The 26155-nt window shown below is 58.4% G+C and carries 25 protein-coding genes; 18 read left to right on the forward strand and 7 right to left on the reverse strand.

Annotated features, from left to right (window positions below):
- Nucleotides 1–2: 2 nt before the first annotated feature.
- The 4 genes from lsrB to lsrA are packed head-to-tail and all read right to left on the reverse strand — an operon-like array spanning nt 3 to nt 4500.
- Nucleotides 3–1004 carry an autoinducer 2 ABC transporter substrate-binding protein LsrB gene (gene lsrB, locus ACP4QI_RS19240; protein ID WP_426495807.1) on the reverse strand — a complete coding sequence of 334 codons (1002 nt, stop codon included), beginning with the start codon at nt 1002–1004 and terminating at the stop codon, nt 3–5.
- The gene (gene lsrD / locus ACP4QI_RS19245) at nt 1004–1984 is read right to left on the reverse strand and encodes an autoinducer 2 ABC transporter permease LsrD (RefSeq protein ID WP_426495762.1); all 981 of its coding nucleotides are present in this window, start codon (nt 1982–1984) and stop codon (nt 1004–1006) included. The genes lsrB and lsrD overlap by 1 nt, the downstream gene beginning before the upstream one ends.
- Nucleotides 1985–3016, reverse strand: a complete 1032-nt coding sequence (gene lsrC, locus ACP4QI_RS19250; protein WP_285129134.1) for an autoinducer 2 ABC transporter permease LsrC — start codon at nt 3014–3016, stop codon at nt 1985–1987.
- Nucleotides 3013–4500: an autoinducer 2 ABC transporter ATP-binding protein LsrA gene (gene lsrA, locus ACP4QI_RS19255; protein ID WP_142487187.1), complete on the reverse strand. Its 1488-nt coding sequence runs from the start codon at nt 4498–4500 to the stop codon at nt 3013–3015. Before lsrA ends, lsrC begins: the two co-directional genes overlap by 4 nt.
- 214 nt (nt 4501–4714) lie before the next feature.
- Between lsrA and lsrR the strand changes: the two genes are divergently transcribed.
- The 3 genes from lsrR to ACP4QI_RS19270 all read left to right on the forward strand — a co-directional run bounded on the left by lsrR (nt 4715) and on the right by ACP4QI_RS19270 (nt 9500).
- Nucleotides 4715–5686 (forward strand): transcriptional regulator LsrR, encoded by a 972-nt coding sequence (gene lsrR / locus ACP4QI_RS19260; protein WP_142487188.1) that lies wholly within the window; start codon nt 4715–4717, stop codon nt 5684–5686.
- Nucleotides 5687–5718: 32 nt separating this feature from the next.
- Nucleotides 5719–7296 (forward strand): autoinducer-2 kinase, encoded by a 1578-nt coding sequence (gene lsrK, locus ACP4QI_RS19265; RefSeq protein WP_426495761.1) that lies wholly within the window; start codon nt 5719–5721, stop codon nt 7294–7296.
- Nucleotides 7297–7478: 182 nt separating this feature from the next.
- Nucleotides 7479–9500, forward strand: a complete 2022-nt coding sequence (locus ACP4QI_RS19270; protein ID WP_426495760.1) for a 2,4-dienoyl-CoA reductase FMN-binding domain-containing protein — start codon at nt 7479–7481, stop codon at nt 9498–9500.
- 111 nt (nt 9501–9611) lie between these two features.
- Here the strand turns inward: ACP4QI_RS19270 and rlmG are convergent, their stop codons facing one another.
- Nucleotides 9612–10748, reverse strand: a complete 1137-nt coding sequence (rlmG, locus tag ACP4QI_RS19275; protein WP_426495759.1) for a 23S rRNA (guanine(1835)-N(2))-methyltransferase RlmG — start codon at nt 10746–10748, stop codon at nt 9612–9614.
- Nucleotides 10749–10833: 85 nt separating this feature from the next.
- Between rlmG and ACP4QI_RS19280 the strand changes: the two genes are divergently transcribed.
- From ACP4QI_RS19280 to sstT, 4 genes are all read left to right on the forward strand, one after another.
- The gene (locus ACP4QI_RS19280; RefSeq protein WP_231313619.1) at nt 10834–11337 is read left to right on the forward strand and encodes a YgjP-like metallopeptidase domain-containing protein; all 504 of its coding nucleotides are present in this window, start codon (nt 10834–10836) and stop codon (nt 11335–11337) included.
- 70 nt (nt 11338–11407) lie between these two features.
- Nucleotides 11408–12406, forward strand: coding sequence for a Gfo/Idh/MocA family protein (locus ACP4QI_RS19285; protein WP_426495758.1), 999 nt, complete (start codon nt 11408–11410; stop codon nt 12404–12406).
- 424 nt (nt 12407–12830) lie between these two features.
- Nucleotides 12831–13799: a TerC family protein gene (locus ACP4QI_RS19290; protein WP_142487194.1), complete on the forward strand. Its 969-nt coding sequence runs from the start codon at nt 12831–12833 to the stop codon at nt 13797–13799.
- A 253-nt stretch (nt 13800–14052) separates the two neighbouring features.
- Nucleotides 14053–15294, forward strand: coding sequence for a serine/threonine transporter SstT (sstT, locus tag ACP4QI_RS19295; protein ID WP_426495757.1), 1242 nt, complete (start codon nt 14053–14055; stop codon nt 15292–15294).
- Nucleotides 15295–15370: 76 nt separating this feature from the next.
- Here sstT and ACP4QI_RS19300 read toward each other — a convergent pair whose 3' ends face one another.
- Both ACP4QI_RS19300 and uxaC read right to left on the reverse strand, forming a co-directional pair.
- A complete protein-coding gene (locus tag ACP4QI_RS19300) occupies nt 15371–16858 on the reverse strand; it encodes a UxaA family hydrolase (protein WP_426495756.1) in 1488 nt (495 codons plus the stop codon).
- Nucleotides 16859–16876: 18 nt separating this feature from the next.
- On the reverse strand, nt 16877–18289 hold the full coding sequence (uxaC, locus tag ACP4QI_RS19305) for a glucuronate isomerase (protein ID WP_231313616.1): 1413 nt from the start codon (nt 18287–18289) through the stop codon (nt 16877–16879).
- Between the two features lie 479 nt (nt 18290–18768).
- Here uxaC and ACP4QI_RS19310 point away from each other — a divergent pair, with 479 nt between their 5' ends.
- The 11 genes from ACP4QI_RS19310 (at nt 18769) to ACP4QI_RS19360 (ending at nt 26128) form a co-directional block, all read left to right on the forward strand.
- A complete protein-coding gene (locus tag ACP4QI_RS19310) occupies nt 18769–20067 on the forward strand; it encodes an MFS transporter (protein ID WP_142487198.1) in 1299 nt (432 codons plus the stop codon).
- A gap of 172 nt (nt 20068–20239) precedes the next feature.
- Nucleotides 20240–21016, forward strand: coding sequence for a transcriptional regulator ExuR (gene exuR / locus ACP4QI_RS19315; RefSeq protein ID WP_142487199.1), 777 nt, complete (start codon nt 20240–20242; stop codon nt 21014–21016).
- 351 nt (nt 21017–21367) lie between these two features.
- The gene (yqjA, locus tag ACP4QI_RS19320; protein WP_059307126.1) at nt 21368–22030 is read left to right on the forward strand and encodes a DedA family general envelope maintenance protein YqjA; all 663 of its coding nucleotides are present in this window, start codon (nt 21368–21370) and stop codon (nt 22028–22030) included.
- 4 nt (nt 22031–22034) lie between these two features.
- Entirely contained in the window at nt 22035–22418 is a 384-nt protein-coding gene (gene mzrA, locus ACP4QI_RS19325; RefSeq protein ID WP_142487200.1) for an EnvZ/OmpR regulon moderator MzrA, read from the forward strand.
- A 155-nt stretch (nt 22419–22573) separates the two neighbouring features.
- Entirely contained in the window at nt 22574–22942 is a 369-nt protein-coding gene (locus tag ACP4QI_RS19330; RefSeq protein WP_231313615.1) for a DUF1090 domain-containing protein, read from the forward strand.
- A gap of 29 nt (nt 22943–22971) precedes the next feature.
- A complete protein-coding gene (locus tag ACP4QI_RS19335; protein ID WP_032614327.1) occupies nt 22972–23277 on the forward strand; it encodes a DUF883 family protein in 306 nt (101 codons plus the stop codon).
- 2 nt (nt 23278–23279) lie between these two features.
- The gene (locus tag ACP4QI_RS19340) at nt 23280–23678 is read left to right on the forward strand and encodes a phage holin family protein (protein ID WP_142487203.1); all 399 of its coding nucleotides are present in this window, start codon (nt 23280–23282) and stop codon (nt 23676–23678) included.
- Nucleotides 23675–23989: a YqjK-like family protein gene (locus ACP4QI_RS19345; protein WP_156264700.1), complete on the forward strand. Its 315-nt coding sequence runs from the start codon at nt 23675–23677 to the stop codon at nt 23987–23989. Before ACP4QI_RS19340 ends, ACP4QI_RS19345 begins: the two co-directional genes overlap by 4 nt.
- Before the next feature lie 221 nt (nt 23990–24210).
- The gene (locus ACP4QI_RS19350) at nt 24211–24603 is read left to right on the forward strand and encodes a DoxX family protein (RefSeq protein ID WP_181247303.1); all 393 of its coding nucleotides are present in this window, start codon (nt 24211–24213) and stop codon (nt 24601–24603) included.
- A 65-nt stretch (nt 24604–24668) separates the two neighbouring features.
- Nucleotides 24669–25655 carry a glutathione S-transferase family protein gene (locus tag ACP4QI_RS19355; RefSeq protein ID WP_142487206.1) on the forward strand — a complete coding sequence of 329 codons (987 nt, stop codon included), beginning with the start codon at nt 24669–24671 and terminating at the stop codon, nt 25653–25655.
- 107 nt (nt 25656–25762) lie between these two features.
- Nucleotides 25763–26128: a DUF805 domain-containing protein gene (locus ACP4QI_RS19360; protein ID WP_142487207.1), complete on the forward strand. Its 366-nt coding sequence runs from the start codon at nt 25763–25765 to the stop codon at nt 26126–26128.
- The last annotated feature ends 27 nt before the right edge of the window (nt 26129–26155 follow it).

Here is a 26155-nt window from a genome sequence, read left to right on the forward strand (position 1 = left end):
TGTCAGAAGTCGTAGTTGTTGATGTTCTCTTTGGTGAACACCACCCGCTCCGGCAGCAGCACGATGCCATTGCCTTTCGCTTCATACTGATAGCCCTGGACGCTGTTCGGCTCGACCTTCAGGGCGCCGATATCTTTTACTTCCACGCTGTCGCCCACGTTAAGATCGCCTTTTTTCAGCAAACGATCGGCGACATTGACCGCAATTTTGCCCTGTTGCACCACATCCCACAGGCCGAAGGCTTTCACCGTGCCGCGTTCGACGTACGGACGCATCACGTTTGGCGTGCTGAAACCGACAATCGCCACCCCTTCACGCTTCAGGTTTTCTGCCGCCTGGGCCGCCGCTGGCAGGGCGTTGGCGTCCGGGGCGATGATCGCATCCAGATCCGGGTACGCTTTTAAGATCCCTTCGGCGGTCTGCAGGGATTTGGTGGCATCGTTATAGCCAAACTGGGTGGTGACGATCTGCCACTCGGGGTGCTCTTTGGCGATTTTGGCTTTCGCCGCGTTTACCCACTGGTTCTGATCGGTAACGGTAGGGCTGGAGTAGAAGAACGCCACTTTGGCAGCCGGTTTGGTGACCTGCTTCGAGGCCATATCCACCAGCAGGCCGCCGAGCTGTTCCGGGGTGCCCTGGTTGATGTAGATGCTGCGGCACTCCGGTTTGGTGTCGGAATCCCAGGTCAGGACTTTCACCCCGCGCTGCATGGCGCGCTTCAACGCCGGACAGAGCCCATCCGGCGACACCGCCGAGACGATAATGGCGTTGTAGCCCTGGTTGACGAAGTTATTGATCAGCTGCACCTGCCCGGAGACGCTCGGCTCGGTCGGGCCATCGTAGGTGACCTCCGCCCCCAGCGCTTTCCCGGCCTCTTTCGCGCCGTTACCGCCGCTGGTAAAGAAGCCGACCCCCACCAGTTTCGGGATAAACGCGATGCGATCCGCCGCCTGCGCCGTCGCCACGCTTAACGCCACGGCCAGCACCATCAGTTTTATTTTCATCATACGCTCCGGGTATTTTTTGTGAGAAGAGACCGCACCCAATCACGGTGCAGACTCAGCGAACGCCCCATCACCACCACAACCAGCAGCGCCCCTGACAGCGCGCTCGACACCTGGTTGGGGATGCCGACCATCTGTAACCCCTGCTGCAGATACCCCACCAGCAATGCCGCCAGCGCCGTACCCAGTACCGAACCTGAACCCCCATAAATATTCGCCCCGCCAAGCACCGCCGCGGTGAGCGCAGGCATCAGCAGGTCACGCCCCAGATCGGAGCGCGCCGAGCCGAAATAGGAGACCATCACCAGGGCGGCGATCGCCGAGGCCACGCCCACCAGGCCATAGAGCGCATAGGGCAACCCGTTCACCGACAGCGCCGCATACCGCGCCGCACGCGGGTTTTGCCCAATCAGAAACAGGTGGCGGCCAAAACGCCCGCGGTGGACGATCAGCCAGAAGAAGAAGGTGATGAACGCGAAGAGCACCAGCGGGATCGGCAGCCCTATAACCGTCAGGTTGGCAAAGGCGGTGAAGCTCTCCGGGAAGCCGCCAATGCCTTCGTAGCCGGTGGCTCCGGCCATGCCGGAAAGCAGCAGCGCCCCGCCGCCGTACAGGTAGAGCGTGCCGAGGGTGATCACTAAAGGGCTGATCCCGGTGTAGTGAATGAGTGCGGCGTTGAACAGGCCGCACAGCAGCCCGAGCAGCAGGGTGAGCGGGATCGCCGCCGCCATCGGCACGCCGGACTGCATCATCACCCCCAGCGCGATGGCGCACAGGCCGATGGTCGAACCGAGCGAAATGTCGATCCCGCCGCTGATGATCACTAACGTCAGCGGCAGCGCCACAATCCCGATACAGATAAAATCGCTGGTGCTGAAGAGCAGCATGTTGATGTCGAGCATCCGCGGGTTGAGGGTGCCAAACAGCAGGATCTCCAGCACCAGTAACAGCAGCAGCGCCCACTCCCAGTTAAGCTTCATTTACGCCACCTCTTTGTTGCGTTTGCGAAACGGGGTGACGTGCTTCCCCCCTTTGTTGCCCGGCTGGAAGCGGCCGTACTTCAGCGCCCGCTGATGACGCGCCAGCGCCTGGCGCAGCCGCCCGTCGAGCACCAGCACCCCCAGCAGCACCAGGCCAGCGATAAAGTCGTTCCACCAGGCCGGGAGGCGGAACAGCACCAGCACGGTATCGATCTGGGTCAGGAAGAAGGCCCCCAGCAGCGCGCCGATTAAGGTCCCGGTGCCGCCGAGCAGGGAGATACCCCCCAGCACGCAGGCGGCAATGGCTTTCATCTCCAGCCCGCTGCCGGTCTGGTTCGGTACGAAGCCGATCTGTGCGGCAAAGACGATCCCGGCGCAGGCCGCCAGCACGCCGTTGAGGGTGAAGGCCGCCATCCGGGTGCGGTTGACCGCCACGCCAAGCTGGCGGGCGGCGGCGAGGTTATCCCCGACGGCGTAAAAATCGCGGCCAAAGGCGGTGCGCGACAGCGTCCATGCCCCGAAAGCGGCAATCACCAGCACCACGATACCCAGCGGAGAGACCCCGAGCGCCACCGGCTCCGACAGGGATTTCAGGCTCACCGGCAGGCCCTCAATCCATTTCCCACCGGTCCAGAGCAGCATCGCCCCGCGCCACAGCCCCAGCGTGCCGAGAGTGGCGACAATCGCCGGAATGCGCAGCCCCACCACCAGCAGGCCGTTGAAGGCGCCCGCCAGCGCCCCGATGGCCAGCGCAAACAGGATCGCCACCGGCAGGCCGTAACCGTTGTTCAGCGCCACTCCCACGGCGATGGCGCACAGCCCGACTATCGAGCCGACCGAGACGTCAATGTTGCGGGTCAGCATCACCAGCCCGGCACCGAGCGCCAGCAGGATCAGGATCTGTGAACTGGCAAAGATCATCCCCAGGGTCTGCAAACTGAGATAGGCCGGGTTGAGCGCCACCAGCACCACAAACAGGGCCAGGATCGCCAGCAGCGCAGTAAGTTCTCGGTTTTTCAGCAGTGTTTTCATGCCTGCCCTCCGAAGGCCAGAGCCATCATCCGATCCAGACTGACGGCGTGACGCGGCAGTTCTCCGCTGAGCACGCCCTGATGCATCACCAGCACGCGGTCCGCGAGGCCCGGAAACTCATCCATGTCGCTGGAGATCATCAGCACCGCCACGTTTTGCGCCGCCACGCTTTTGATGAGCTGATAGATATCGGCGCGGGCCGAGACGTCCACCCCGCGGGTCGGCTCATCGACGATCAGCAGCAGCGGATTGGCCTCCAGGCAGCGCGCCAGCAGTACCTTCTGCTGATTACCCCCCGACAGGGTGCGCACGGTCTGATCGGCACTATTGAGTTTGATCCCCAGCGCCCGGTGATAGCGCTCCACCACCGCCGACTCGCGCTTGCGCTGCTGCCAGAGGGAAGGCTCGTTAAGGGCAACGGTGTTCCAGCGTACCGGCGCATCGAGAAACAGGCCGGACGCCTGCCTGTCCTCCGGGAGATAGACGAGCCCTTTCTCCAGCCGGGTGCTGACCGGATCGTTGTCGATCTGCTGGTTTTCGAGCCAGATCCTGCCACCACGCGGCGGGCGAAGGCCGTAGAGCGTCTCGGCAAACTCGGTGCGCCCGGATCCCACTAATCCGGCCAGCCCGACGATCTCCCCGGCGTAGATCTCAAGACTCAGATCGATAAATCCTTCCCCGGTGAGGCTCTCCACCCGCAGCACCGGAAAATCCTGGGCCTGGGTGCGGCGATTGCCCGGCAGGGCCAGCCACAGCTTTTGCGTGTCGCTCAGGCCCTGGTCGCGGCTGACCGGGGTCATGGCAGCGATCAGGGCATTGTCATCGAACTGCGCGGTTTCGCCGCTCAGGACGATCGCCCCGTCGCGCATCACCGAGACGTGGCTGGCGAGCTGGCGGATTTCGGGCAGCTTGTGCGAGATAAAGACGATGCCGACCCCCGTCGCCTGTAAGGCGCGGATCTGGCGGAACAGGCGTTCGGTTTCGCCGGGCGTCAGCGAGGCGGTGGGTTCATCGAGGATCAGGATCTTCGCCTCGCGCATCAGCCCGCGCAGGATCTCCACCATCTGCTGATCCGCCACCTCCAGGGTGCTGGCGGCGGCCTCTAAATTGAGCTGGCACTGAAGCTGCTCCAGCTTATCGGCAAGACGCCGGGCGGTGGCCTGCCCGCGCGGCAGACGGAAGAGGATGTTTTCCCGCACGCTGAGATTCGGAAACAGCATCGGCTCCTGCGGCACCAGATAGATGCCGAGCTGGTGCGCCTGGCCTGGCTTCAGGCGAGCAAAAGGCTGACCGGCGATAGAAAGTTCACCGCGGTCGGCAGTTTCGACCCCGGCGACAATCTTCATCAGGGTGGATTTCCCGGCGCCGTTGCCGCCCATCAGGGCATGCACCTGGCCCGCAAGCAGAGTGAAATCAATGTTTTTCAATACAGGAACGCCGGAAAACTGCTTCTGGATCCCGCGCGCCTCGATAAGTGCTGTCATTATCGCTCCGCTATTGAACAAATGATTTTTCAAATTAATAATGTTCAAAAGCGTAGACGGTGAACTATATTTACAACCGTGCAGGGATCACAGTTTTATGGATATGATCCCGATAATGCAGAAACATTCCGGAATATCCGTTTTGCCGTGTGGCTCACACATTCATCCTGCGGCAGGGCGAACATATGATCTAAATTTTGATAAGAGTTCAAATATGGCTGAGAAACGCGTTGCCGAAGAGGGACGATTTGCCGGACTGGCGCTGACGGAAGAGGAACTGGTGGCGCGCGTGGCGTGGTGCTACTACCACGACGGCCTGACGCAGAACGATATCGGCGAGCGGCTGGGATTACCGCGGCTCAAGATTTCGCGGCTGCTGGAAAAGGGTCGACAGTCCGGGGTGATCCGCGTGCAGATCAACTCCCGCTACGAAGGCTGTCTGGCGCTGGAGACCGAACTTCAGCAGCGCTTCGGCCTGCGGCTTACCCGCGTGCTGCCGGCCCTCAACACCCCGCCAATGAGCGTGCGCTTAGGGATTGGCGCCGCGCAGTCGCTCATGGGCGTGCTGGAGCCCGGCCAGCTGCTGGCGGTGGGATTTGGTGAAACCACCATGAGCTGCATTCAGCACTTAAGCGGCTTTATCAGCTCCCAGCAGGTGCGGCTGGTGACCCTCTCCGGCGGCGTCGGGCCCTACATGACCGGCATCGGCCAGCTGGATGCCGCCTGTAGTATCAGCATGATCCCCGCCCCGCTGCGGGTGTCCTCGGCGGAAGTGGCCGGGATCTTAAAGCGGGAAACCAGCGTGCGGGACGTGATCCTCGCCGCCACCGCTGCCGATGTGGCGGTGGTGGGGATTGGTTCAGTGAACCAGCGCCGGGACGCCACCATACTGCGCTCCGGCTATATCAGCGAGGGCGAGCAGCTGATGTTTGCCCGTAAAGGCGCGGTGGGCGACATTCTGGGCTATTTCCTTAACGCCAACGGCGAGCGGGTAGAAGAGCTGGAGATCCACCGGGAATTACTTGGCGTCACCCTTGATGAACTGGCGCAGCTGCCGGTCATCGTCGGGGTCGCCGGAGGAGAAGAGAAAGCCGATGCGATTTATGCCGCACTGAACGGTCGCCGTATCAATGGCCTGGTGACGGAAGAGACGACAGCCCGCGCGGTGCTGGCTCTGGCCGGATAAGAGTCGCCCTGCGCCTGACACGAGGCAAGCTCATGAGTTACCTTTTAGCGTTAGATGCAGGGACAGGCAGCGTTCGCGCCGTTATTTTCGATTTGCAGGGCAATCAGGTTGCCGTCGGCCAGGCGGAGTGGAAACACCTGAGCGTGGAGAACGTCCCCGGCTCGATGGAGTTCGACCTCGACACCAACTGGCGGCTGGCCTGCCAGTGTATCCACCAGGCGCTTGAGCGGGCGCACCTGAGCGCGGCGGATATTCAGTCCGTCGCCTGCTGCTCGATGCGGGAAGGGATCGTCCTCTACGACCGCAACGGCGACGCCATCTGGGCCTGTGCCAACGTCGATGCCCGCGCCAGCCGCGAAGTGGCCGAGCTGAAAGAGATCCACGACTTCCGCTTTGAATCCGAAGTGTATGACGTCTCCGGCCAGACCCTGGCCCTGAGCGCCATGCCGCGCCTGCTGTGGCTGGCGCACCATCGCCCGGACATCTACCGCAAAGCGGCCACCATCACTATGATCAGCGACTGGCTGGCGGCGAAGCTCTCCGGCGAGCTGGCCGTCGACCCTTCTAACGCGGGCACCACCGGGATGTTGGATCTTTTCTCCCGCGACTGGCGACCGGCGCTGCTGGATATGGCCGGGCTGCGTGCCGACATTCTTTCTCCCGTTAAAGAGACCGGCACCCTGCTGGGCGCGATCAACAAAGAGGCTGCGCAGCAGAGCGGCCTGCGGGAAGGCACGCCGGTGGTGATGGGCGGCGGCGATGTGCAGCTGGGCTGTCTGGGGCTGGGGGTGGTGCGCGCCGGGCAGACCGCGGTGTTGGGCGGCACCTTCTGGCAGCAGGTGGTCAACCTGCCGCAGGTGCGCACCGATCCGCAGATGAACATCCGGGTGAACCCGCACGTGATCCCCGGCATGGCCCAGGCGGAGTCGATCAGCTTCTTCACCGGGCTGACCATGCGCTGGTTCCGCGACGCCTTCTGCGCCGAAGAGAAGCTGATTGCCGGGCGGATGGGGATGGACACTTACGCTCTGATGGAGGAGATGGCCAGCCGGGTGCCGGCGGGCTCCCACGGGGTGATGCCGATCTTCTCCGACGCCATGCATTTTAAGCAGTGGTACCACGCTGCGCCGTCTTTTATTAACCTCTCCATCGACCCGGAAAAATGCAACAAAGCCACCCTGTTCCGCGCCCTGGAGGAGAATGCGGCGATTGTCTCCGCCTGCAATCTGGCGCAGATATCGCAGTTCTCCGGCGTAAATTTTGACGGCCTGGTGTTTGCCGGCGGCGGCGCGAAAGGGGCGCTGTGGAGCCAGATCTTAAGCGACGTTACCGGCCTGCCGGTGCGGGTGCCGGAGGTGAAAGAGGCGACCGCGCTGGGGTGCGCCATTGCCGCCGGAACCGGGGCCGGGCTGTATGCCGATATGGCCTCCACGGGCGAGAAGCTGGTGAAGTGGAGCCGGGAGTTTACGCCGAACCCGTCGCACCGGGAACTGTACGACGGCATGATGCAGAAATGGCAGGCGGTGTACGCCGACCAGCTGGGGCTGGTGGACAGCGGGCTGACCACGTCGATGTGGCAGGCACCGGGGCTGGTGCGCGCAGCACGCTAAACGCTGGGCGGCGCTACGCTTGCCCGGCCTACGGTTTGGTCGCCCCGGTCAGCGCAGCGCCACCGGGGGCTTTCTTTGAATCCCATCACAATCATTTAATCCCGCTTTTACCTTTCCCCCGCCGCTGGCTAAATTAGTAACTCATCCGACCACATAACAATAATTTTACAATGGAAGCGTTTATGAGCCACTACCCGTCGCTGTTCGCCCCCCTTGATCTGGGGTTCACCACGCTCAAAAACCGTGTGTTGATGGGCTCGATGCATACCGGTCTGGAGGAGCGGCCGGACGGCGCGGAGCGGCTGGCGGCCTTCTATGCCGAGCGTGCCCGTCACGGGGTGGCGCTGATCGTCACCGGCGGCGTGGCCCCTGCGCTTTCTGGCGTCACGATGGAGGGCGGCGCGGTGCTGAACGATGTGGCACAACTGCCGCACCACCGGATCGTTACCGATGCCGTCCACCAGGAGGGCGGCAAAATCGCCCTGCAAATTCTGCATACCGGACGCTACAGCTATCAGCCGAACCTGGTAGCCCCGTCGGCGATCCTGGCCCCAATCAACCGCTTCAAGCCGCATGCCCTCAGCCATGATGAAATTCTGACCCTGATTGATGACTTCGCCCGCTGCGCCGCCCTGGCCCGCGAGGCGGGTTACGACGGCGTGGAGGTGATGGGCTCCGAAGGCTATCTGATCAACGAATTCCTCGCCGCGCGTACCAACCAGCGCGATGACGAATGGGGCGGGGACTATGCCCGGCGGATGCGCTTTGCGATCGAAGTGGTACGCGCGGTGCGGGAACGCGCCGGGAGCGACTTTATTATTATCTTCCGCCTGTCGATGCTCGACCTGGTGGAGGGCGGCGGCACCTTTGAGGAGACCGTCCAGCTGGCGCAGGCCATTGAAGCCGCAGGCGCAACCATCATCAACACCGGGATCGGCTGGCATGAGGCGCGGATCCCGACCATCGCCACCCCGGTGCCGCGCGCGGCGTTCAGCTGGGTGACGCGCAGGCTGAAAGGCAAAGTGTCGATCCCGCTGGTGACCACCAACCGCATTAACGATCCCCGGGTGGCGGAGGATGTGATCTCCAGAGGCGATGCCGATATGGTGTCGATGGCGCGGCCTTTCCTCGCCGATGCGGAGATCCTCTCCAAAGCGCAGAGCGGCCGTGCGGATGAGATCAACACCTGTATCGGCTGCAACCAGGCCTGTCTGGATCAGATCTTCGTCGGCAAAGTCACCTCCTGCCTGGTCAACCCGCGTGCCTGCCACGAAACCCGAATGCCGGTGGTGCCGGCAGTAAATAAGAAACGGCTGGCGGTCGTGGGTGCAGGTCCGGCGGGGCTGGCGTTTGCGGTGAATGCCGCGGCGCGCGGGCACAGCGTGACGCTGTTTGATGCCGCTGCTGAAATCGGCGGGCAGTTTAATATCGCCAAACAGATCCCCGGCAAAGAGGAGTTTTACGAGACCCTGCGCTATTACGCGCGGATGATCGACCTCACCGGGATCGATCTGCGGCTTAGCCAGTGGGTGAGCGCGCAGGATCTGATCGACTTTGACGAAACGATCCTCGCCAGCGGGATCGCCCCGCGCACCCCCGCGATCGAGGGCATCGATCATCCGAAAGTGCTGAGCTATCTCGACGTGCTGCGCGATAAAAAACCGGTGGGCGATCGGGTGGCAATTATTGGCTGCGGCGGGATCGGCTTTGATACCGCCATGTACCTGAGCCAGGCAGGCGAGCCCACCAGCCAGAATATTGCGGAATTCTGCGAGGAGTGGGGTATCGACACCAGCCTGAATCAGGTGGGCGGCCTGCGTCCGGAGGGGCCGCAGCAGCCGAAAAGCGCGCGTCAGATCGTGATGCTCCAGCGTAAGGCCAGCAAACCGGGCGAAGGACTGGGGAAAACCACCGGCTGGATCCATCGCACCACCCTGCTCTCGCGCGGTGTGAAGATGATCCCGGGGGTCAGTTATCAGAAGATAGACGACGAAGGACTTCACGTACTGATCGGCGGTGAACCGCAGCTCTTGCGCGTCGATCATGTGATTTTGTGTGCCGGTCAGGAGCCGAAGCGCGATCTGGCGGATCCGCTGCGCGAAGCAGGTAAAACGGTGCATCTGATTGGCGGGTGCGACGTGGCGATGGAGCTGGATGCAAGACGGGCGATTGCCCAGGGGACGAAATTAGCGCTGGAGATTTAACGGCATTGCCGGGCGGTGCTTCGCTTGCCCGGCCTACATTGTGGCGCTGCGCTTACCGGGCCTACAAAACCGTAGGCCGGTGCAAGCGTAGCGCCGCCCGGCATAACAATCTTAACGACGGCGACCGAGCTTAACCGCCTTCAACACCACGAACTTGTTGTTGGTGGCTACGGTGGTGCAGTTGCCGAAAATCTTCTTCAGCTTGTGGAAGTAATCCAGATGGCGGTTAGCCACGATATAGAGCTCACCGTTAATTTTCAGGCAGCGACGCGCGTGGTGGAACATCTCCCAGGCGACGTTATCCGTCAGGGCATGCTTCTGGTGGAATGGCGGGTTACACAGCACCGCGTTAAAGCGGAACGGCTCCACGCCCGACAGCGCGTTGTTGATCATAAACTCGCAGCGATCCAGCGCTTCCGACATGTTGGTTTCCACATTCAGACGGCTGGAGGCCACCGCCATCGGCGACTCGTCGCTGAAGACCACGCTGGCCTCCGGATTCTTCGCCAGCAGCGTCAGGCCAATCACGCCGTTACCGCAGCCGAGGTCAACGATCTCCCCCTCCAGGTTCTCCGGCAGATGTTCAATAAAGAAGCGCGCGCCGATATCCAGCCCGGTACGTGAAAAGACGTTGGCGTGGTTGTGGATAGTCCAGTCGGTGCCTTCCAGCTTCCAGCTCAGGGTTTCTGGCGCGTCGGCAAGTTGCGGAGCACTGAAAGTGCAGTTGATCAGGCGGGCTTTTTTCCACGCCAGCGTGGTGGTGGTTGGACCCAGCACTTTCTCGAACAGCTCAATGGTCGAGGTGTGGATATCACGCGCTTTTGCGCCCGCAATAATGCGCGTCTCTGGCGTCACAACCTTACGCAGGGCACGCAGCTGCTGCTCCAGCAAAGCCATGGTTTTCGGGATCTTAATCAGCACCACGCCCGGCGCCTGCGGATACTCTGCGGTGCTGTCGAGGAACTTCACGCTGCCTTCATCGAGCTCGTTGTGGCGCAGGTTCTCGCGCGTCGCCAGCTCGCTCAGATAGGAATCACCGATGCTGTACGGTGTATGTTCGACCAGCGCACAACCCAATGCGCCGAAAGCATCATTCAGGATCAGAACCGGGCCGCTAATTTCTGTCTCATCCAACTGTTGCAGCAGATATTCATCCGCCGCTTCCCACGCCTGAAGCGGGTTAACGTCGTCCGTTTCCGGGAAACGTTTTAAGTCGAGTGAACGGAAACCGTTGTCTAAGTGGCTCATCGGCCCTCCTGAATGGTAAAATTTCGGCGTTATCCCTGAAAAGGGTGCGTGAGTATACCCGTTTTCAAATTATTTTGGGGCTTTGATGAACCAACTGACTTATCTCCAGGGCTACCCGGAGCATTTACTTTCTCAGGTTCGCAGCCTGATTGCCGAGCAGAAGCTGGGCGCGGTGCTGGAAAAACGCTACCCGGGGACCCACGATTTCGCTACCGATAAAGCCCTCTGGCAGTATACGCAGGATCTGAAAAGCCGGTACCTGAAGAGCGCCCCGCCGATCAATAAGGTGATGTACGACAACAAGATCCACGTGCTGAAGAACGCCCTGGGTCTGCACACCGCCATCTCCCGCGTGCAGGGCGGCAAGCTGAAAGCCAAAGCCGAGATCCGCGTGGCGACCGTGTTCCGCAACGCACCGGAAGCCTTTTTGCGCATGATTGTGGTGCATGAGCTGGCGCACCTGAAAGAGAAAGAGCACGACAAAGCGTTCTACTCCCTGTGCTGCCATATGGAACCGCAGTATCACCAGCTGGAGTTTGATACCCGTTTGTGGCTTACGCATTTATCGTTAAATAGTAATGCGGATTAGCGCACTCGTTTTGTCATTCTGACGTGCTACAGTGGCTAAAGGTTCCCAGCTACGGAGTTCGTGAACGTTTATGATACGTTTCGCAGTCATTGGGACGAACTGGATCACTCGCCAGTTCGTCGATGCCGCCCATGAGACCGGCAAATATAAGCTCACCGCAGTCTATTCCCGCAGCCTTGAACAGGCTCAGGCCTTTGCTAACGACTATTTCGTCGAGCATCTGTTTACCTCTCTGGAGGCGATGGCGCAAAGCGATGCCATTGACGCGGTCTATATTGCCAGCCCGAATTCGCTGCATTTTCCGCAGACGAAGCTGTTCCTCAGCCACAAAAAACATGTGATTTGCGAGAAGCCGCTGGCCTCCAATATTGAGGAAGTGGAAGCCGCCATTGCGCTTGCGCGGGAAAACCAGGTGGTGCTGTTCGAAGCGTTTAAAACCGCCAGCCTGCCGAATTTCCTGTTGCTGCAGCAGTCCCTGTCGAAAGTGGGCCGCGTACGCAAAGCCTTTATTAACTATTGCCAGTACTCGTCGCGCTATCAGCGCTATCTCGACGGCGAGAACCCGAACACCTTTAATCCGGCGTTTTCCAACGGCTCGATTATGGACATCGGCTTCTACTGCCTGGCCTCGGCGGTCGCGCTGTGGGGCGAGCCGCACCGGGTGCAGGCAACCGCCAGCCTGCTGGAGAGCGGTGTTGATGCCCACGGTCTGGTGGTGCTGGACTACGGTGATTTCAGCGTCACGCTGCAGCACTCCAAGGTGAGCGACTCGGTGCTGCCGAGCGAGATTCAGGGAGAAAACGGCTCGCTGGTGGTTGAGAAGATCTCCGAGTGCCAGAAGCTGAGCTACGTGCCGCGCGGCGGCAAGGCGCAGGAGCTGACGCAGCCTCAACATATCAACACTATGCTGTATGAGGCAGAGGTGTTTGCGCGTCTGGTCGAAACCCAGGAAGTGAACCATCCGGGCCTTGCGGTGAGCCGTACCACGGCGAAGCTACAGACCGAGATCCGTCGTCAGACGGGGGTGGTGTTCCCGGCGGATGGCCTGAATGCAGAAGTTACCGCGTAAAGCTGTGTAATGAATTCGCGCAGGCCATTGACGAAATCAATGGCCTGACATATTTTGTTACCTGCAAAGGGGAGTAACTTCCTGGCCGGTGGATCGTCATTACGATGCGTTTAATCCCGCATCCGGTCGCCGGGCAACGAAAAAGGAATGCGATTAACGTATTCCTTTCTTGTTGTAAGTGAGACCTTGCCGGAAGGCGAGGTCTATGCATAAAAAACGCAACGGCTATCGTCTTCTGACCATAGCCGTTTTTGTTTTTTAGAGCCTACCCCAGAAGGCGTAATTGGCGCAGACAGTTTGAACACGGACAGCGCGCAGCAACCGGAACGTACACGTAGTACGTGAGGATTGCGAGCACTGCCCAGGTTCAAAATGGCAAGCAAAATAGCCTTGTGGGGTAGGCTCGTACAGGAAGGAAAATTTTATGAATACTGTCGGTACTCCGCTGATGTGGGGCGGATTCGCAGTCGTGGTCCTGATCATGCTGGCGATCGATCTCTTTTTACAGGGGCGTCGCGGCGCACATGGCATGACCATGAAACAGGCGGCCGCCTGGTCGCTGGTGTGGGTCACCCTCTCCCTGCTCTTCTGTGCCGCCTTCTGGTGGTATCTCTCTATCACTCAGGGCCGCGCGGTGGCCGATCCCCAGGCGCTGGCGTTCCTGACGGGCTATCTGATTGAAAAAGCCCTGGCGGTGGATAACGTCTTCGTCTGGCTGATGCTGTTCAGCTACTTTGCCGTACCGGCTGCCCTGCAGCGTCGGGTGCTGGTGTATGGCGTGCTGGGCGCGATCGTCCTGCGTACCATCATGATCTTCGCCGGCAGCTGGCTGATCTCGCAGTTCGAATGGCTGCTCTATATCTTCGGCGCGTTCCTGCTGTTTACCGGTGTGAAGATGGCGCTGGCGAAGGAAGACGAAACCGGTATTGGTGAGAAGCCGCTGGTGCGCTGGATCCGCGGCCACCTGCGCATGACCGACACCATCGAGAACGAGCACTTCTTCGTGCGCAAGAATGGGCTGCTGTTCGCTACCCCGCTGCTGCTGGTGCTGATCATGGTGGAGCTGAGCGACGTGATTTTCGCGGTCGACAGCATTCCGGCGATCTTCGCGGTGACTACTGACCCGTTCATCGTGCTGACGTCGAACCTCTTTGCGATCCTCGGCCTGCGTGCCATGTACTTCCTGCTGGCGGGCGTGGCGGAGCGCTTCACCATGCTGAAGTACGGCCTGTCGGTGATCCTGGTGTTTATCGGTATCAAGATGATGATTGTCGATTTCTACCACATCCCGATCGCCATCTCGCTGGGCGTGGTGTTTGGTATCCTGGTCCTGACCCTGCTTATCAACGCCTGGGTGAACCACCAGAACGATAAAAAGCGGCAGATCCAGTAAGAGGATTGTGCGGTCTGGTGCCCGGCGGCGCTACGCTTGCCGGGCCTACGGTTTTCCAGGCCGGGTCTACCCGACAAAAATGTAAAGCAATAGTTAAAAAATATGACGCAGCACGTAAAACCCAGCATTTTACGCTTCCCACGCATTGCGCTTTCAATATACTCAATCTTGCAAAACACACACCTCTAACCGGGATGATAAGTGCCTGAGAGCACCTCCGGGACGGAACGCAATTTCACTGAAGGAATTTTCTATGACCACACAATCTTCTGGTCTGCTCGCGCGTCTGACGCAGGGCAGCCTCGTCAAACAAATACTGATAGGCCTGGTGCTGGGTATTTTACTGGCACTGGTTTCTAAACCGGCCGCTATTGCCACCGGCCTGCTCGGCACTCTGTTCGTTGGCGCGTTAAAAGCCGTCGCACCGGTGCTGGTGCTGATGCTGGTGATGGCCTCCATTGCCAACCACCAGCACGGCCAGAAAACCAACATTCGTCCGATTCTGTTCCTCTATCTGCTGGGTACTTTCTCTGCTGCCCTGACGGCGGTGGTGTTTAGCTTCCTGTTCCCGTCCACGCTGCACCTCACCTCTGCCGCGGGTGATATCACCCCGCCATCCGGCATTGTCGAGGTGCTTCGCGGCCTGCTGATGAGCATGGTCTCTAACCCGATTGATGCTCTGCTGAATGCTAACTACATCGGCATTCTGGTGTGGGCCGTCGGGCTGGGCTTTGCCCTGCGCCACGGTAACGACACCACCAAAAACCTGGTTAACGACATGTCCAACGCGGTGACCTTTATGGTGAAAGTGGTGATCCGCTTTGCGCCGATCGGTATCTTCGGCCTGGTCTCCTCCACCCTGGCAACCACCGGGTTTGAAACCCTGTGGGGCTACGCCCAGCTGTTGTTCGTGCTGGTTGGCTGCATGCTGCTGGTGGCGCTGGTGATCAACCCGCTGCTGGTGTTCTGGCAGATCCGCCGTAACCCGTATCCGCTGGTGCTGACGTGCCTGCGTGAAAGCGGCGTCTACGCCTTCTTTACGCGCAGCTCTGCGGCAAACATTCCGGTGAACATGGCCCTGGCCGAGAAGCTGAACCTGGATCGTGACACCTACTCCGTCTCCATCCCGCTGGGTGCGACCGTCAATATGGCGGGTGCGGCGATCACCATCACCGTGCTGACCTTAGCGGCTGTGCATACTCTGGGTGTTCCGGTGGATCTGCCAACCGCGCTGCTGCTGAGCGTCGTGGCATCGCTGTGCGCCTGCGGCGCATCGGGTGTGGCGGGTGGTTCGCTGCTGCTGATCCCGCTGGCCTGTAATATGTTCGGTATCCCGAATGAAGTGGCCATGCAGGTCGTAGCGGTCGGCTTTATCATTGGCGTGCTGCAGGACTCCTGTGAAACGGCGCTGAACTCCTCGACTGACGTGCTGTTTACCGCCGCGGCCTGTCAGGCTGAAGACGCGCGTCTGGCGAAAAACGCGCTGCGCAGCTAATAAAAAAGGCCCGGTCAGTGACCGGGCCTTTTACTTTCGTAGGCCGGGCAAACGCAGTGCCGCCCGGCAAACACACTTACAGCGTCACACCACTCTTAAAGATCGCCAGCTCGCGGAAGTCGTTTTTCTCGTTGCAGGTCTGCTTGCCGTTAGCGATATCAACAATCACATCCACAAACTCCGTTAACAGCTGCGGCATCGCTTTGCCGTGGATCAGCTGACCGGCGTCAAAATCGATCCAGTGCTTTTTCTTCGCCGCCAGCTCGCTGTTGGTGGCAATTTTTACCGTCGGCACAAAACCGCCGTACGGCGTGCCGCGACCGGTGCTGAACAGCACCATATGGCAGCCCGCACCCGCCAGGGCGCTGGTGGCCACGGCGTCATTGCCCGGCGCGCTTAACAGGTTCAGCCCGTGAGTTTGCAGCCGCTCGCCGTAGCGCAGGACATCCACCACCTGGCTGGCGCCCGCTTTCTGGGTGCAGCCGAGGGATTTCTCCTCGAGCGTCGTGATCCCGCCCGCTTTGTTACCCGGGGATGGATTCTCGTAAATCGGCTGGTTGTGGGCGATAAAGTACTGCTTAAAGTCGTTGACCATGGTAACGGTCTTTTCAAAGGTCGCTTCGTCGCGGCAGTGGCTCATCAAAATGCGCTCCGCGCCGAACATCTCCGGCACTTCGGTCAGCACGGTGGTGCCGCCGTTGCTGATGACGTAGTCGGAGAACTGACCCAGCATCGGGTTGGCGGTAATGCCGGACAGGCCGTCCGAGCCGCCGCACTCCAGACCAAACTTCAGCTCGCTCAGCTTGCCCGCTTCACGTTTGTCGTGACGCATCACCTCATACAGCTGATGCAGATGCTCCAGCCCGGCTTCCACTTCGTCATCCTGATGCTGACAGACCATGAAGTGCACGCGTGCCGGATCGAAATCCCCCAGCGTTTCGCGGAAGGCATCGACCTGGTTGTTCTCGCAGCCAAGGCCGATCACCAGCACCGCCCCGGCGTTCGGGTGGCGCACCATGTTTTGCAGCATGGTGCGGGTGTTGACGTGGTCGTCGCCCAGCTGGGAACAGCCGTAGGTGTGACTGAACAGATGAACGCCGTCAGTCCCATCTGCCTGCCCGGTCTCTTTCAGGAACCGGCTCTGGATCTGACGGGCGATGCCGTTGACGCAGCCGACGGTCGGCAGGATCCACAGTTCATTGCGGATCCCCACCTCCCCGCTGGCGCGGCGGTAGATCTGAACGTCACGATCCGCCGCCTGGCTGGCCTCAGCCTGTAACTCAGGTTGATAGCTGTACTCATCCAGATCGCTCAGATTGGTGCGCGTATTGTGGGAGTGAATGAATTCACCCGCCGCGATATCCGCCAGCGCATGGCCGATAGGCAGACCGTATTTAACGACGTTCTCCCCTTTGGCAATGGGTTGCAGGGCGAACTTGTGCCCGCGCGCCACGTCCTGGCGCAGCGTGACGGTATGGTTATCAAACGTCACGTCCAGACCTTCGCTCAGGTCGGCCAGCGCGACCGCTACGTTATCCAGCGAATGGATCTTGATGTATTGCATATCAACCCTCAGAAGGCCTTAGTTCAGTTCAATAGCGAAGTAGTCGCGCGCATTGTTAAAGCAGATGTTTCTCACCATTTCGCCCAGCAGCTGGATATCGGCCGGGGCTTCGCCCGCTGCCACCCAGCGGCCAATCATCTGGCACAAAATGCGGCGGAAATATTCATGGCGAGTATAAGAAAGGAAGCTGCGGCTGTCGGTCAGCATCCCGACAAAGCGGCTCAGCAGGCCGAGCTGCGCCAGCTGGGTCATCTGACGCTCCATGCCGTCTTTCTGGTCGTTGAACCACCAGCCGGAACCGAACTGCATCTTGCCTGGCATCCCTTCGCCCTGGAAGTTGCCGATCATGGTGCCCAGCACTTCGTTATCACGCGGGTTCAGGCAGTAGAGGATGGTTTTCGGCAGCAGATTCTCTTCGTTCTGTTTGCTCAGCAGTTTCGACAGCTCTTCCGCCAGCGGACGGTCGTTAATGGAGTCAAAACCGACGTCAGCGCCCAGCAGCTTGAACTGGCGCAGGTTGTTATTGCGCAGCGCGCCGATGTGGTACTGCTGCACCCAGCCGCGACGGGCATATTCTGCCGCCAGCCAGACCAGTACCGCAGTTTTGAACTGCGCCACTTCGTGTTCGTTCAGGCTTTCACCGGCCAGACGACGCGCCAGAATGCTGTCCAGCTCGGCTTCGTTGGCGTCGGCAAACAGCACCACGTCCAGGGCATGGTCAGACACTTTACAGCCGTGAGCCGCAAAGTGATCCAGACGCTTCGCCAGCGCGGTCTGCAGATCGCCGAAACGGCGGATCTCGGTATCAGAGACTTCACTCAGCTTCGCCATGTAGTCAGCAAAGGTCGCCTGCTCAATGTTGAAGGCTTTGTCCGGGCGCCAGCTTGGCAGCACTTTAACGTCAAACGAGCTGTCTTTCGCGACAACGGCGTGATGTTCCAGCGAGTCGATCGGATCGTCGGTGGTGCCGACCATCTTGACGTTCATCTGCTTCATGATGCCGCGGGCAGAGAAGGTGTCCTGCGCCAGCAGTTCGTTGCATTCGTTCCAGATCTCATCGGCGGTAGCCGGAGAGAGCAGCTTGCCGGTAATGCCAAACGGACGGCGCAGCTCCAGATGGGTCCAATGGTACAGCGGGTTACCGATGGTGTGCGGCACGGTTGCGGCCCAGGCGTCGAATTTTTCACGATCGGAGGCATCGCCGGTACAGAGGCGTTCCGCCACCCCGTTAGTGCGCATAGCACGCCACTTGTAGTGGTCACCTTTCAGCCAGATGTCATACAGGTTTTTGAAACGGTAATTTTCGGCAACCTGCTGCGGCGGAAGGTGGCAGTGGTAGTCGAAAATCGGCTGGTCTTTTGCGTAATCATGATACAGACGGCGGGCAAATTCGGTATCTAACAGAAAATCTTCAGTCATAAACGGGGTCATTATCGTCTTCCTCTTACGAGCCTACGAGTGCGTCAGAAAAGTAATGTTCAGATGCTGCAAAGTTATCACACCAATTTCCAGAGGCCGATGATTTTTTCGTGAGTTAGATCAATAAACGTCGACAAATAATCTACATCCAAAGTGGTAAATACCGCTAAACCCCGCGCCAGCTCTGGCCTGACAGAGCAGAGACATTGTCCTTACAAAGATTGACACTTTTGTGATGTCACTCACCTTTTAAAGTTGTATGACAAGTTATCTTTTCGCCGTCGCAAATTATAAGCCGACGGAATGCGTTACCGGTGCCACAGGCATCGGACTCAGCGGTAAGGATACCGACTTATGCACGTTTACTTATGGCAAGGTTCGGGTCGTTCCGGGAGTCATCCCGGTAACACCCTCCCGTTGATAAACATCTCACGCCTGGCGTAGGGATGCCCGTACTCCGGTGCGGCAATAACATAACGATGAGGTTTTACATGCGTAAAATTAAAGGGTTACGTTGGTACATGATCGCACTGGTGACGCTCGGCACCGTGCTGGGCTACCTGACGCGTAACACCATAGCGGCGGCTGCACCGACGCTGATGGAAGAGCTGCACATCTCCACGCAACAATATTCTTATATTATCGCGGCCTACTCCGCGGCTTATACCATCATGCAGCCGGTAGCAGGCTACGTGCTGGATATTCTGGGTACCAAGGTCGGCTACGCGGTCTTCGCCGTCACCTGGGCTATCTTCTGCGGCGCAACCGCGCTGGCAGGCAGCTGGGGCGGTCTGGCGCTGGCCCGCGGCGCAGTCGGTGCGGCGGAAGCGGCGATGATCCCTGCGGGTCTGAAAGCGGCGTCCGAGTGGTTCCCGGCGAAAGAGCGTTCCATTGCGGTGGGCTACTTCAACGTGGGTTCCTCTATCGGCGCAATGATTGCTCCGCCGCTGGTGGTGTGGGCTATCGTGATGCACAGCTGGCAGCTGGCGTTTATTCTCTCCGGCGTGCTGAGCTTCGCCTGGGCAATGTCCTGGCTGATCTTCTACAAACACCCGCGCGATCAGAAGAAGCTTTCTGAAGAAGAACGCGACTACATCATCGGCGGCCAGGAGTCTCAGCACCAGACCAACAACGGCAAGAAGATGTCTGTTCTGCAGATCCTCGGCACCCGTCAGTTCTGGGGTATCGCCCTGCCGCGCTTCCTGGCAGAACCGGCCTGGGGTACCTTCAACGCCTGGATCCCGCTGTTCATGTTTAAAGTCTACGGCTTTAACCTGAAAGAGATCGCCATGTTCGCCTGGATGCCAATGCTGTTTGCTGACCTCGGCTGTATCGTCGGCGGCTATCTGCCACCGCTGTTCCAGCGCTGGTTTGGCGTGAACCTGATCGTCTCCCGTAAAATGGTGGTGACCATGGGCGCCCTGCTGATGATTGGCCCGGGTATGATCGGCCTGTTCACCAGCCCATACGTGGCAATTGGTCTGCTTTGTATCGGTGGTTTTGCTCACCAGTCTCTGTCCGGTGCGCTGATTACGCTCTCTTCTGACGTCTTTGGTCGGAACGAAGTGGCGACTGCCAACGGCCTGACCGGGATGGCTGCCTGGACTGCCAGCACCATGTTTGCCCTGGTGGTAGGTGCGCTGGCTGACACCATCGGCTTCAGCCCGCTGTTCGCGGTCCTGGCGGTGTTCGACCTGATGGGTGCGGTGCTTATCTGGACGGTGCTGAAAAACAAATCTGCGGATGAGTTGCAGCAAGAGTCTGTTGGAAGGCCGGCAACGCAGAGTTAGCGCATGTGTAATGCCGGGTGGCGCTGCGCTTACCCGGCCTACAGAACCCGGAGGCCCGCGCCGCCGGGCATATAAAGGCCGCTTCTGAGCGGCTTTTTTGCGGGTCAAATCTGGAGACAAACGGGTAAAAGTGGTATAACAAATCATTAGCCATACCCTGCCTGGAGCGCATATGGAAATCAACGAACCCCGTCGTCTTTATCAGCAACTTGCTGCCGAGCTGAAAGCTCGTATCGAGCAAGGCGTGTATCTGGTAGGTGACAAATTACCCGCCGAGCGTTTTATTGCTGATGAGAAGAGCGTAAGCCGCACCGTGGTTCGTGAAGCCATCATCATGCTGGAAGTTGAAGGCTATGTTGAAGTGCGTAAGGGTTCAGGCATTCATGTCATCTCCAGTCAGGCAAAACACTCCCCGGCACCGGACGAAAATCTGGAATTTGCCAACTACGGTCCCTTTGAGCTGCTCCAGGCTCGTCAGCTTATCGAAAGCAATATCGCCGAGTTCGCGGCGACGCAGGTGACCAAGCAGGACATCATGAAGCTGATGGAGATCCAGGATAACGCGCGTAAAGAAAAATGCTTCCGCGACTCCGAGTGGGATCTGCAGTTTCACGTCCAGGTGGCCCTCGCCACGCAAAATACCGCCCTGGCGGCAATTGTCGAAAAAATGTGGACTCAGCGCGTTCATAACCCGTACTGGAAAAAACTGCACGATCACATCGATTCCCGTACCGTGGATAACTGGTGCGACGATCATGACCAGATCCTCAAGGCCCTGATCCGTAAAGACCCGCATGCGGCAAAACTGGCGATGTGGCAGCATCTCGAGAACACCAAACAGATGCTGTTCAATGAAACCAGCGACGACTTCGAATTCAACGCCGACCGCTATCTTTTTGCGGAGAATCCGGTGGTTCATCTCGATACTGCCGTCAGTCACGCAAAATAAGCCCCTTTTTCTACCGGCAGGCGCTTCGCTGCGCCTTTCGGCCCCGGTGGGTAAGCAAACCTTTAGAGTGTCAGCGTTTGTAAAAGACCTCGCGTCCCCTGCCTGGGTTAAGCCAAAATCAATCCTGGAATGATGCAAATACTGTGACGAATCCCTTCAGGCTTTGTTACAATTAGATGCATTTAGCCGTTTAGCTTGTTAGTTAGTGCTTGCTTACTTTGCCACTTAACAGGGAACAGTTCTGGCCACACATTGTGTCCGCGAGCGACCATAATGAAATTATAAAAAATGTCGCCGTGCTGTTTGACCCGGTTGACAGGTGTGCCGTTAACCGATTTTCAGGAACACTGAATGGAACTTTTGACCCAACTACTGAACGCCTTATGGGCTCAGGATTTCGAAACGCTGGCCAATCCTTCCATGATTGGCATGCTCTATTTTGTCCTGTTTATGATCCTGTTTCTTGAAAACGGTCTGCTGCCTGCCGCTTTCCTGCCCGGCGATAGTCTGCTGGTGCTGGTGGGCGTGCTCTGTGCAAAAGGGGCAATGCAGTTCCCGCAAACCGTGCTGCTGCTAACCATTGCCGCCAGCCTCGGCTGCTGGTTGAGCTATATCCAGGGGCGATGGCTCGGCAATACGCGCATCGTGCAAAACTGGCTTTCCCATCTCCCGGCACACTATCATCAGCGAGCGCACCATCTGTTCCATAAGCACGGGCTCTCCGCGCTGCTGGTGGGCCGCTTTATCGCCTTTGTCCGTACCCTTCTGCCAACGATTGCCGGGCTCTCCGGCCTCAGCAGCACCCGTTTTCAGTTCTTTAACTGGATGAGCGGCCTGCTATGGGTGCTGATCCTGACTACCCTCGGCTACCTGCTCGGTAAGACCCCGGTATTCCTGAAGTACGAAGATCAGCTGATGTCCTGCCTGATGCTGCTGCCCGTCGTGCTGCTGGTGTTTGGCCTGATTGGTTCGCTGGTGGTGTTGTGGAAGAAAAAACATGGAAGTCAGGGTTAAAGCAATGAGCAATTCAACCCCGTCACTGCGCCGTCTCTCTTACGCCATGGTTGCGCTGATGATGTTCAGCGCCTTGCTGCTGGCCTGGACGGCGCTGCAAAAGCAGGAATCAACGCTGGCGATCCGCTCCGTTAATCAGGGCACCAGCATGCCAGATGGCTTCTCCATCTGGCACCATCTGGATGCGAACGGCATTCAGTTCAAGAGCATTACCCCACAGAATGACGTGCTGCTGATCACCTTCGACTCCAGCGTGCAGAGCGCCGCAGCGAAGAAGGTGCTCGACCGAAGCCTGCCGCACGGTTATATCATTGCCCAACAGGATGAGGGTAATCAGGCGTCCGCCTGGCTGACGCGTCTGCGTGATACCTCGCGCCTGTTAGGCTAAATTTCCACTATTCTGAATCTTTTCACTCACTTTGGTGATATCACCGTTTACTTACTATGCTTAAGTACGCGGAGCACCTCCCACTCGTACTCCGCACAACTCTGGAAATCGACATTCCCGCAGGTTATGTCGAAAAACAATGGAAGGTTTTCATAATGAATTACCGCATCGCCCTGGGCCTCGCCCTTTTTTCTTTAAGCGCAGCATCATTCGCGTCTTCTCTGTGTCAGGAGAAGGAAAAGGACATTCAACGCGAGATCAGCTACGCTGAAAAGCATAACAATCAGAGTCGAATCAACGGGCTGCAGAAGGCCCTTAGCGAAGTTAAAGCTAACTGTTCAGACAGCAAGCTGCGTGCCGATCATCAGCGCAAAATTGCCGATCAGAAAGAGGAGATTGCTGAACGCCGCCAGGATCTGGCGGAGGCAAAAGAGAAAGGCGATGCGGACAAGATTACAAAACGTGAGCATAAGCTGCTGGAGGCGCAGAACGAGCTGAAAGCGCTGGAGTCTCGCGATTACTGATTTAATGGACATCTTAACAGGAGAGAATCATGTCAAAAGATACTACGTCAGACCATTTACGCGCTGAACTGAAGTCCCTGGCGGATACCCTGGAAGAGGTGCTGAGCTCCTCGAGCAGTAAGTCGAAAGAAGAGCTGAGTAAACTGCGCAATAAAGCGGAGCAGGCCCTGCATGAGAGCCGTTACCGTCTGGGCGAAACCAGCGATGTGCTGGCGAAACAGACCCGTGAAGCCGCTGCGCGCGCCGATGAGTACGTACGTGAAAATCCGTGGGCCGGGGTAGGTATCGGTGCTGCGGTTGGCGTCGTCATCGGCATGCTCCTTACGCGACGTTAATTATGGAAGATTCACGTCAACCACAAGGGCCCGCAAAAAACGTCCTCGGTATCGGACAGCGGATTTTAACCACTCTCGTCGGCATCGCGGAGACGCGTATCCGTCTGGCAGTGGTTGAACTGGAAGAAGAGAAAGCAAACATCTTCCAGCTGCTACTGATGTTGGGGTTGACCATGCTCTTCGCCGCGTTTGGCCTGATGAGCCTTATGGTATTAATTATTTGGGCAGTCGATCCGCAATACCGCCTCAATGTGATGATTGGCACAACCGTGGTACTGCTGCTCGCCGCTCTGATAGGTGGAATATGGACGATGCGCAAGGTGCGCCACTCGACCCTGTTGCACCATACCCGTAAGGAACTGGCTAACGACCGGTCATTGCTGGAGGATGAGAAAAAGTGAGCAGAAGCAGATCAGAACGTCAGCGAGAGAAGGCATTTTTGCTAAGCCAGATCCAGCAGCAGCGGATTGATCTGTCAGCAGGCAGCCGCGACTGGCTGGAAGCGACCCACGCTTACGACCGTGGCTGGAATACCTTCCTGAGTCTCCGCGCCTGGGCGCTGGTGGCGAGCAGCATTATGGCGGTGCGGGCAGTCCGACATCCGAACATGCTGATCCGCTGGGCGCGCCGCGGTTTCGGTATCTGGAGTGCCTGGAAGCTGGTGAAATCGACGATTAATCAGCAGCAGTTACGCAAATCCGACGCACGCTGACGTTGTCCTCTGCCTCACCCGGTAAAGCGCCTTCTGGCGCTTTACTTTTTTGTGCCGTCCCGCCTTGCTCAATATCTTTGAAAAAGATTGACAGTTTTCCTTGCTAACAATCCCCATTCACCCCGTTTATGATTCTCTCCATCGACAGCGAGACCGCGGCATCCGCCCGATTTTGCACACTAAATAGTATTTATAGCCCAAGTGGTTCCCTGGAGAGTAAGATGAAAAAATTAGAAGATGTTGGTGTACTGGTTGCGCGTATCCTGATGCCAATCCTGTTTATTACCGCAGGCTGGGGCAAAATCGGTGGCTACGCCGGTACGCAACAGTATATGGAAGCGATGGGCGTTCCGGGGTTCCTGCTGCCGCTGACCATTCTGCTTGAGTTTGGGGGTGGTCTGGCGATCCTGTTCGGTTTCCTGACCCGCACTACGGCACTGTTTACCGCAGGCTTCACCCTGCTGACGGCGTTCCTGTTCCACAGCAACTTTGCGGAAGGCGTGAACTCCCTGATGTTCATGAAAAACCTGACCATCGCAGGCGGTTTCCTGCTGCTGGCCATCACCGGCCCGGGTGCATACAGCATTGACCGCGTTCTGAATAAGAAGTGGTAAGCACGCTATACTGAATCAAAAAGCGAGGAGATATCTCCTCGCTTTTGCTATCTAAGGAGGAAAAGATGGGACAACTCGTAGACGGCGTCTGGCAGGATACCTGGTATGACACCAAATCCACCGGAGGGCGTTTTAAGCGCTCCGTTTCGGCCTTCCGTAACTGGCTTACCGCGGACGGCGCACCTGGCCCGAGCGGCGAAGGCGGCTTTGCGGCAGAGAAAGATCGTTACCATCTCTATGTCTCGCTTGCCTGCCCGTGGGCACACCGCACGCTGATCGTCCGCGCCCTGAAGGGGCTGGAGACGCTGATCCCCGTCTCGGTGGTGCATCCGTTGATGCTGGAAAATGGCTGGACCTTCGGCAGCGATTTCCCGGCGGCCACCGGCGATTCACTCTATCACCACGATTTTCTCTATCAGCTTTACCTGCGCGCCGACCCGCACTACACCGGCCGGGTAACCGTTCCGGTACTGTGGGACAAGAAAAATCAGACCATTGTCAGCAATGAATCGGCGGAGATTATCCGCATGCTGAACACCGCGTTTGATGCTCACGGCGCCCGGGCGGGCGATTTTTATCCGCCAGCGCTGCGCGATAAAATTGATGACCTGAATAGCTGGATCTACGACAACGTCAATAACGGCGTCTATAAGGCCGGGTTTGCCACCAGCCAGGAAGCCTATGACGAAGCCGTGAATAACGTCTTTGCGTCACTGGAGCGTCTGGAGCAAATCCTGGGTCAGCACCGCTATCTGACCGGTAACCAGCTGACCGAAGCCGATATTCGCCTGTGGACCACTCTGGTTCGCTTCGATCCGGTTTACGTGACCCACTTTAAGTGCGACAAACGCCGGATCAGCGATTACCTCAACTTGTACGGTTTCCTGCGCGACATCTATCAGATGCCGGGAATTGCGGAGACGGTCGATTTTGACCACATCCGTAACCACTATTACCGCAGCCACAAAACCATTAATCCGACGGGCATTATTTCCATCGGCCCGTGGCAGGATCTGACTGAACCGCACGGCCGCGACGCTCGCTTCGACTAAGCCTCAGGGGCGCTTTTCTGGCGCCCTTTACCCCTCTTTTATTCCCGTCTATGCTTTATTTGCACCCTTAGAAAACAAGTGATTAATTGCTACTGAGGCCACAACAAATGGACTGGTATCTAAAAGTACTGCGAAATTATATTGGGTTTAAAGGGCGCGCCCGGCGCAAAGAATACTGGATGTTTATTCTGGTGAACTTCATTCTGATCTGCGTCCTGGGCCTCATTGACAAAATGCTGGGCTGGGAGCGGGCTGGCGGCGAGGGCATTCTCACCACGGTATATGGCCTGCTGGTGTTTCTGCCGGGGTGGGCGGTACTGTTTCGCCGACTGCACGATACCGACAGGTCGGCATGGTGGCTGCTGCTGGTACTGATCCCGGTACTCGGCTGGATAATTATTTTGATCTTCAACTGCCAACGCGGAACGGTAGGTGAAAACCGTTTTGGGCCGGATCCGCTGCTAAACAACTGATGGATTGCCCGGCGGCGCTGCGCCTGC

This window comes from Leclercia sp. TB492, from assembly GCF_049974505.2.
Taxonomy (GTDB): Bacteria; Pseudomonadota; Gammaproteobacteria; order Enterobacterales; family Enterobacteriaceae; genus Enterobacter; species Enterobacter adecarboxylatus_C.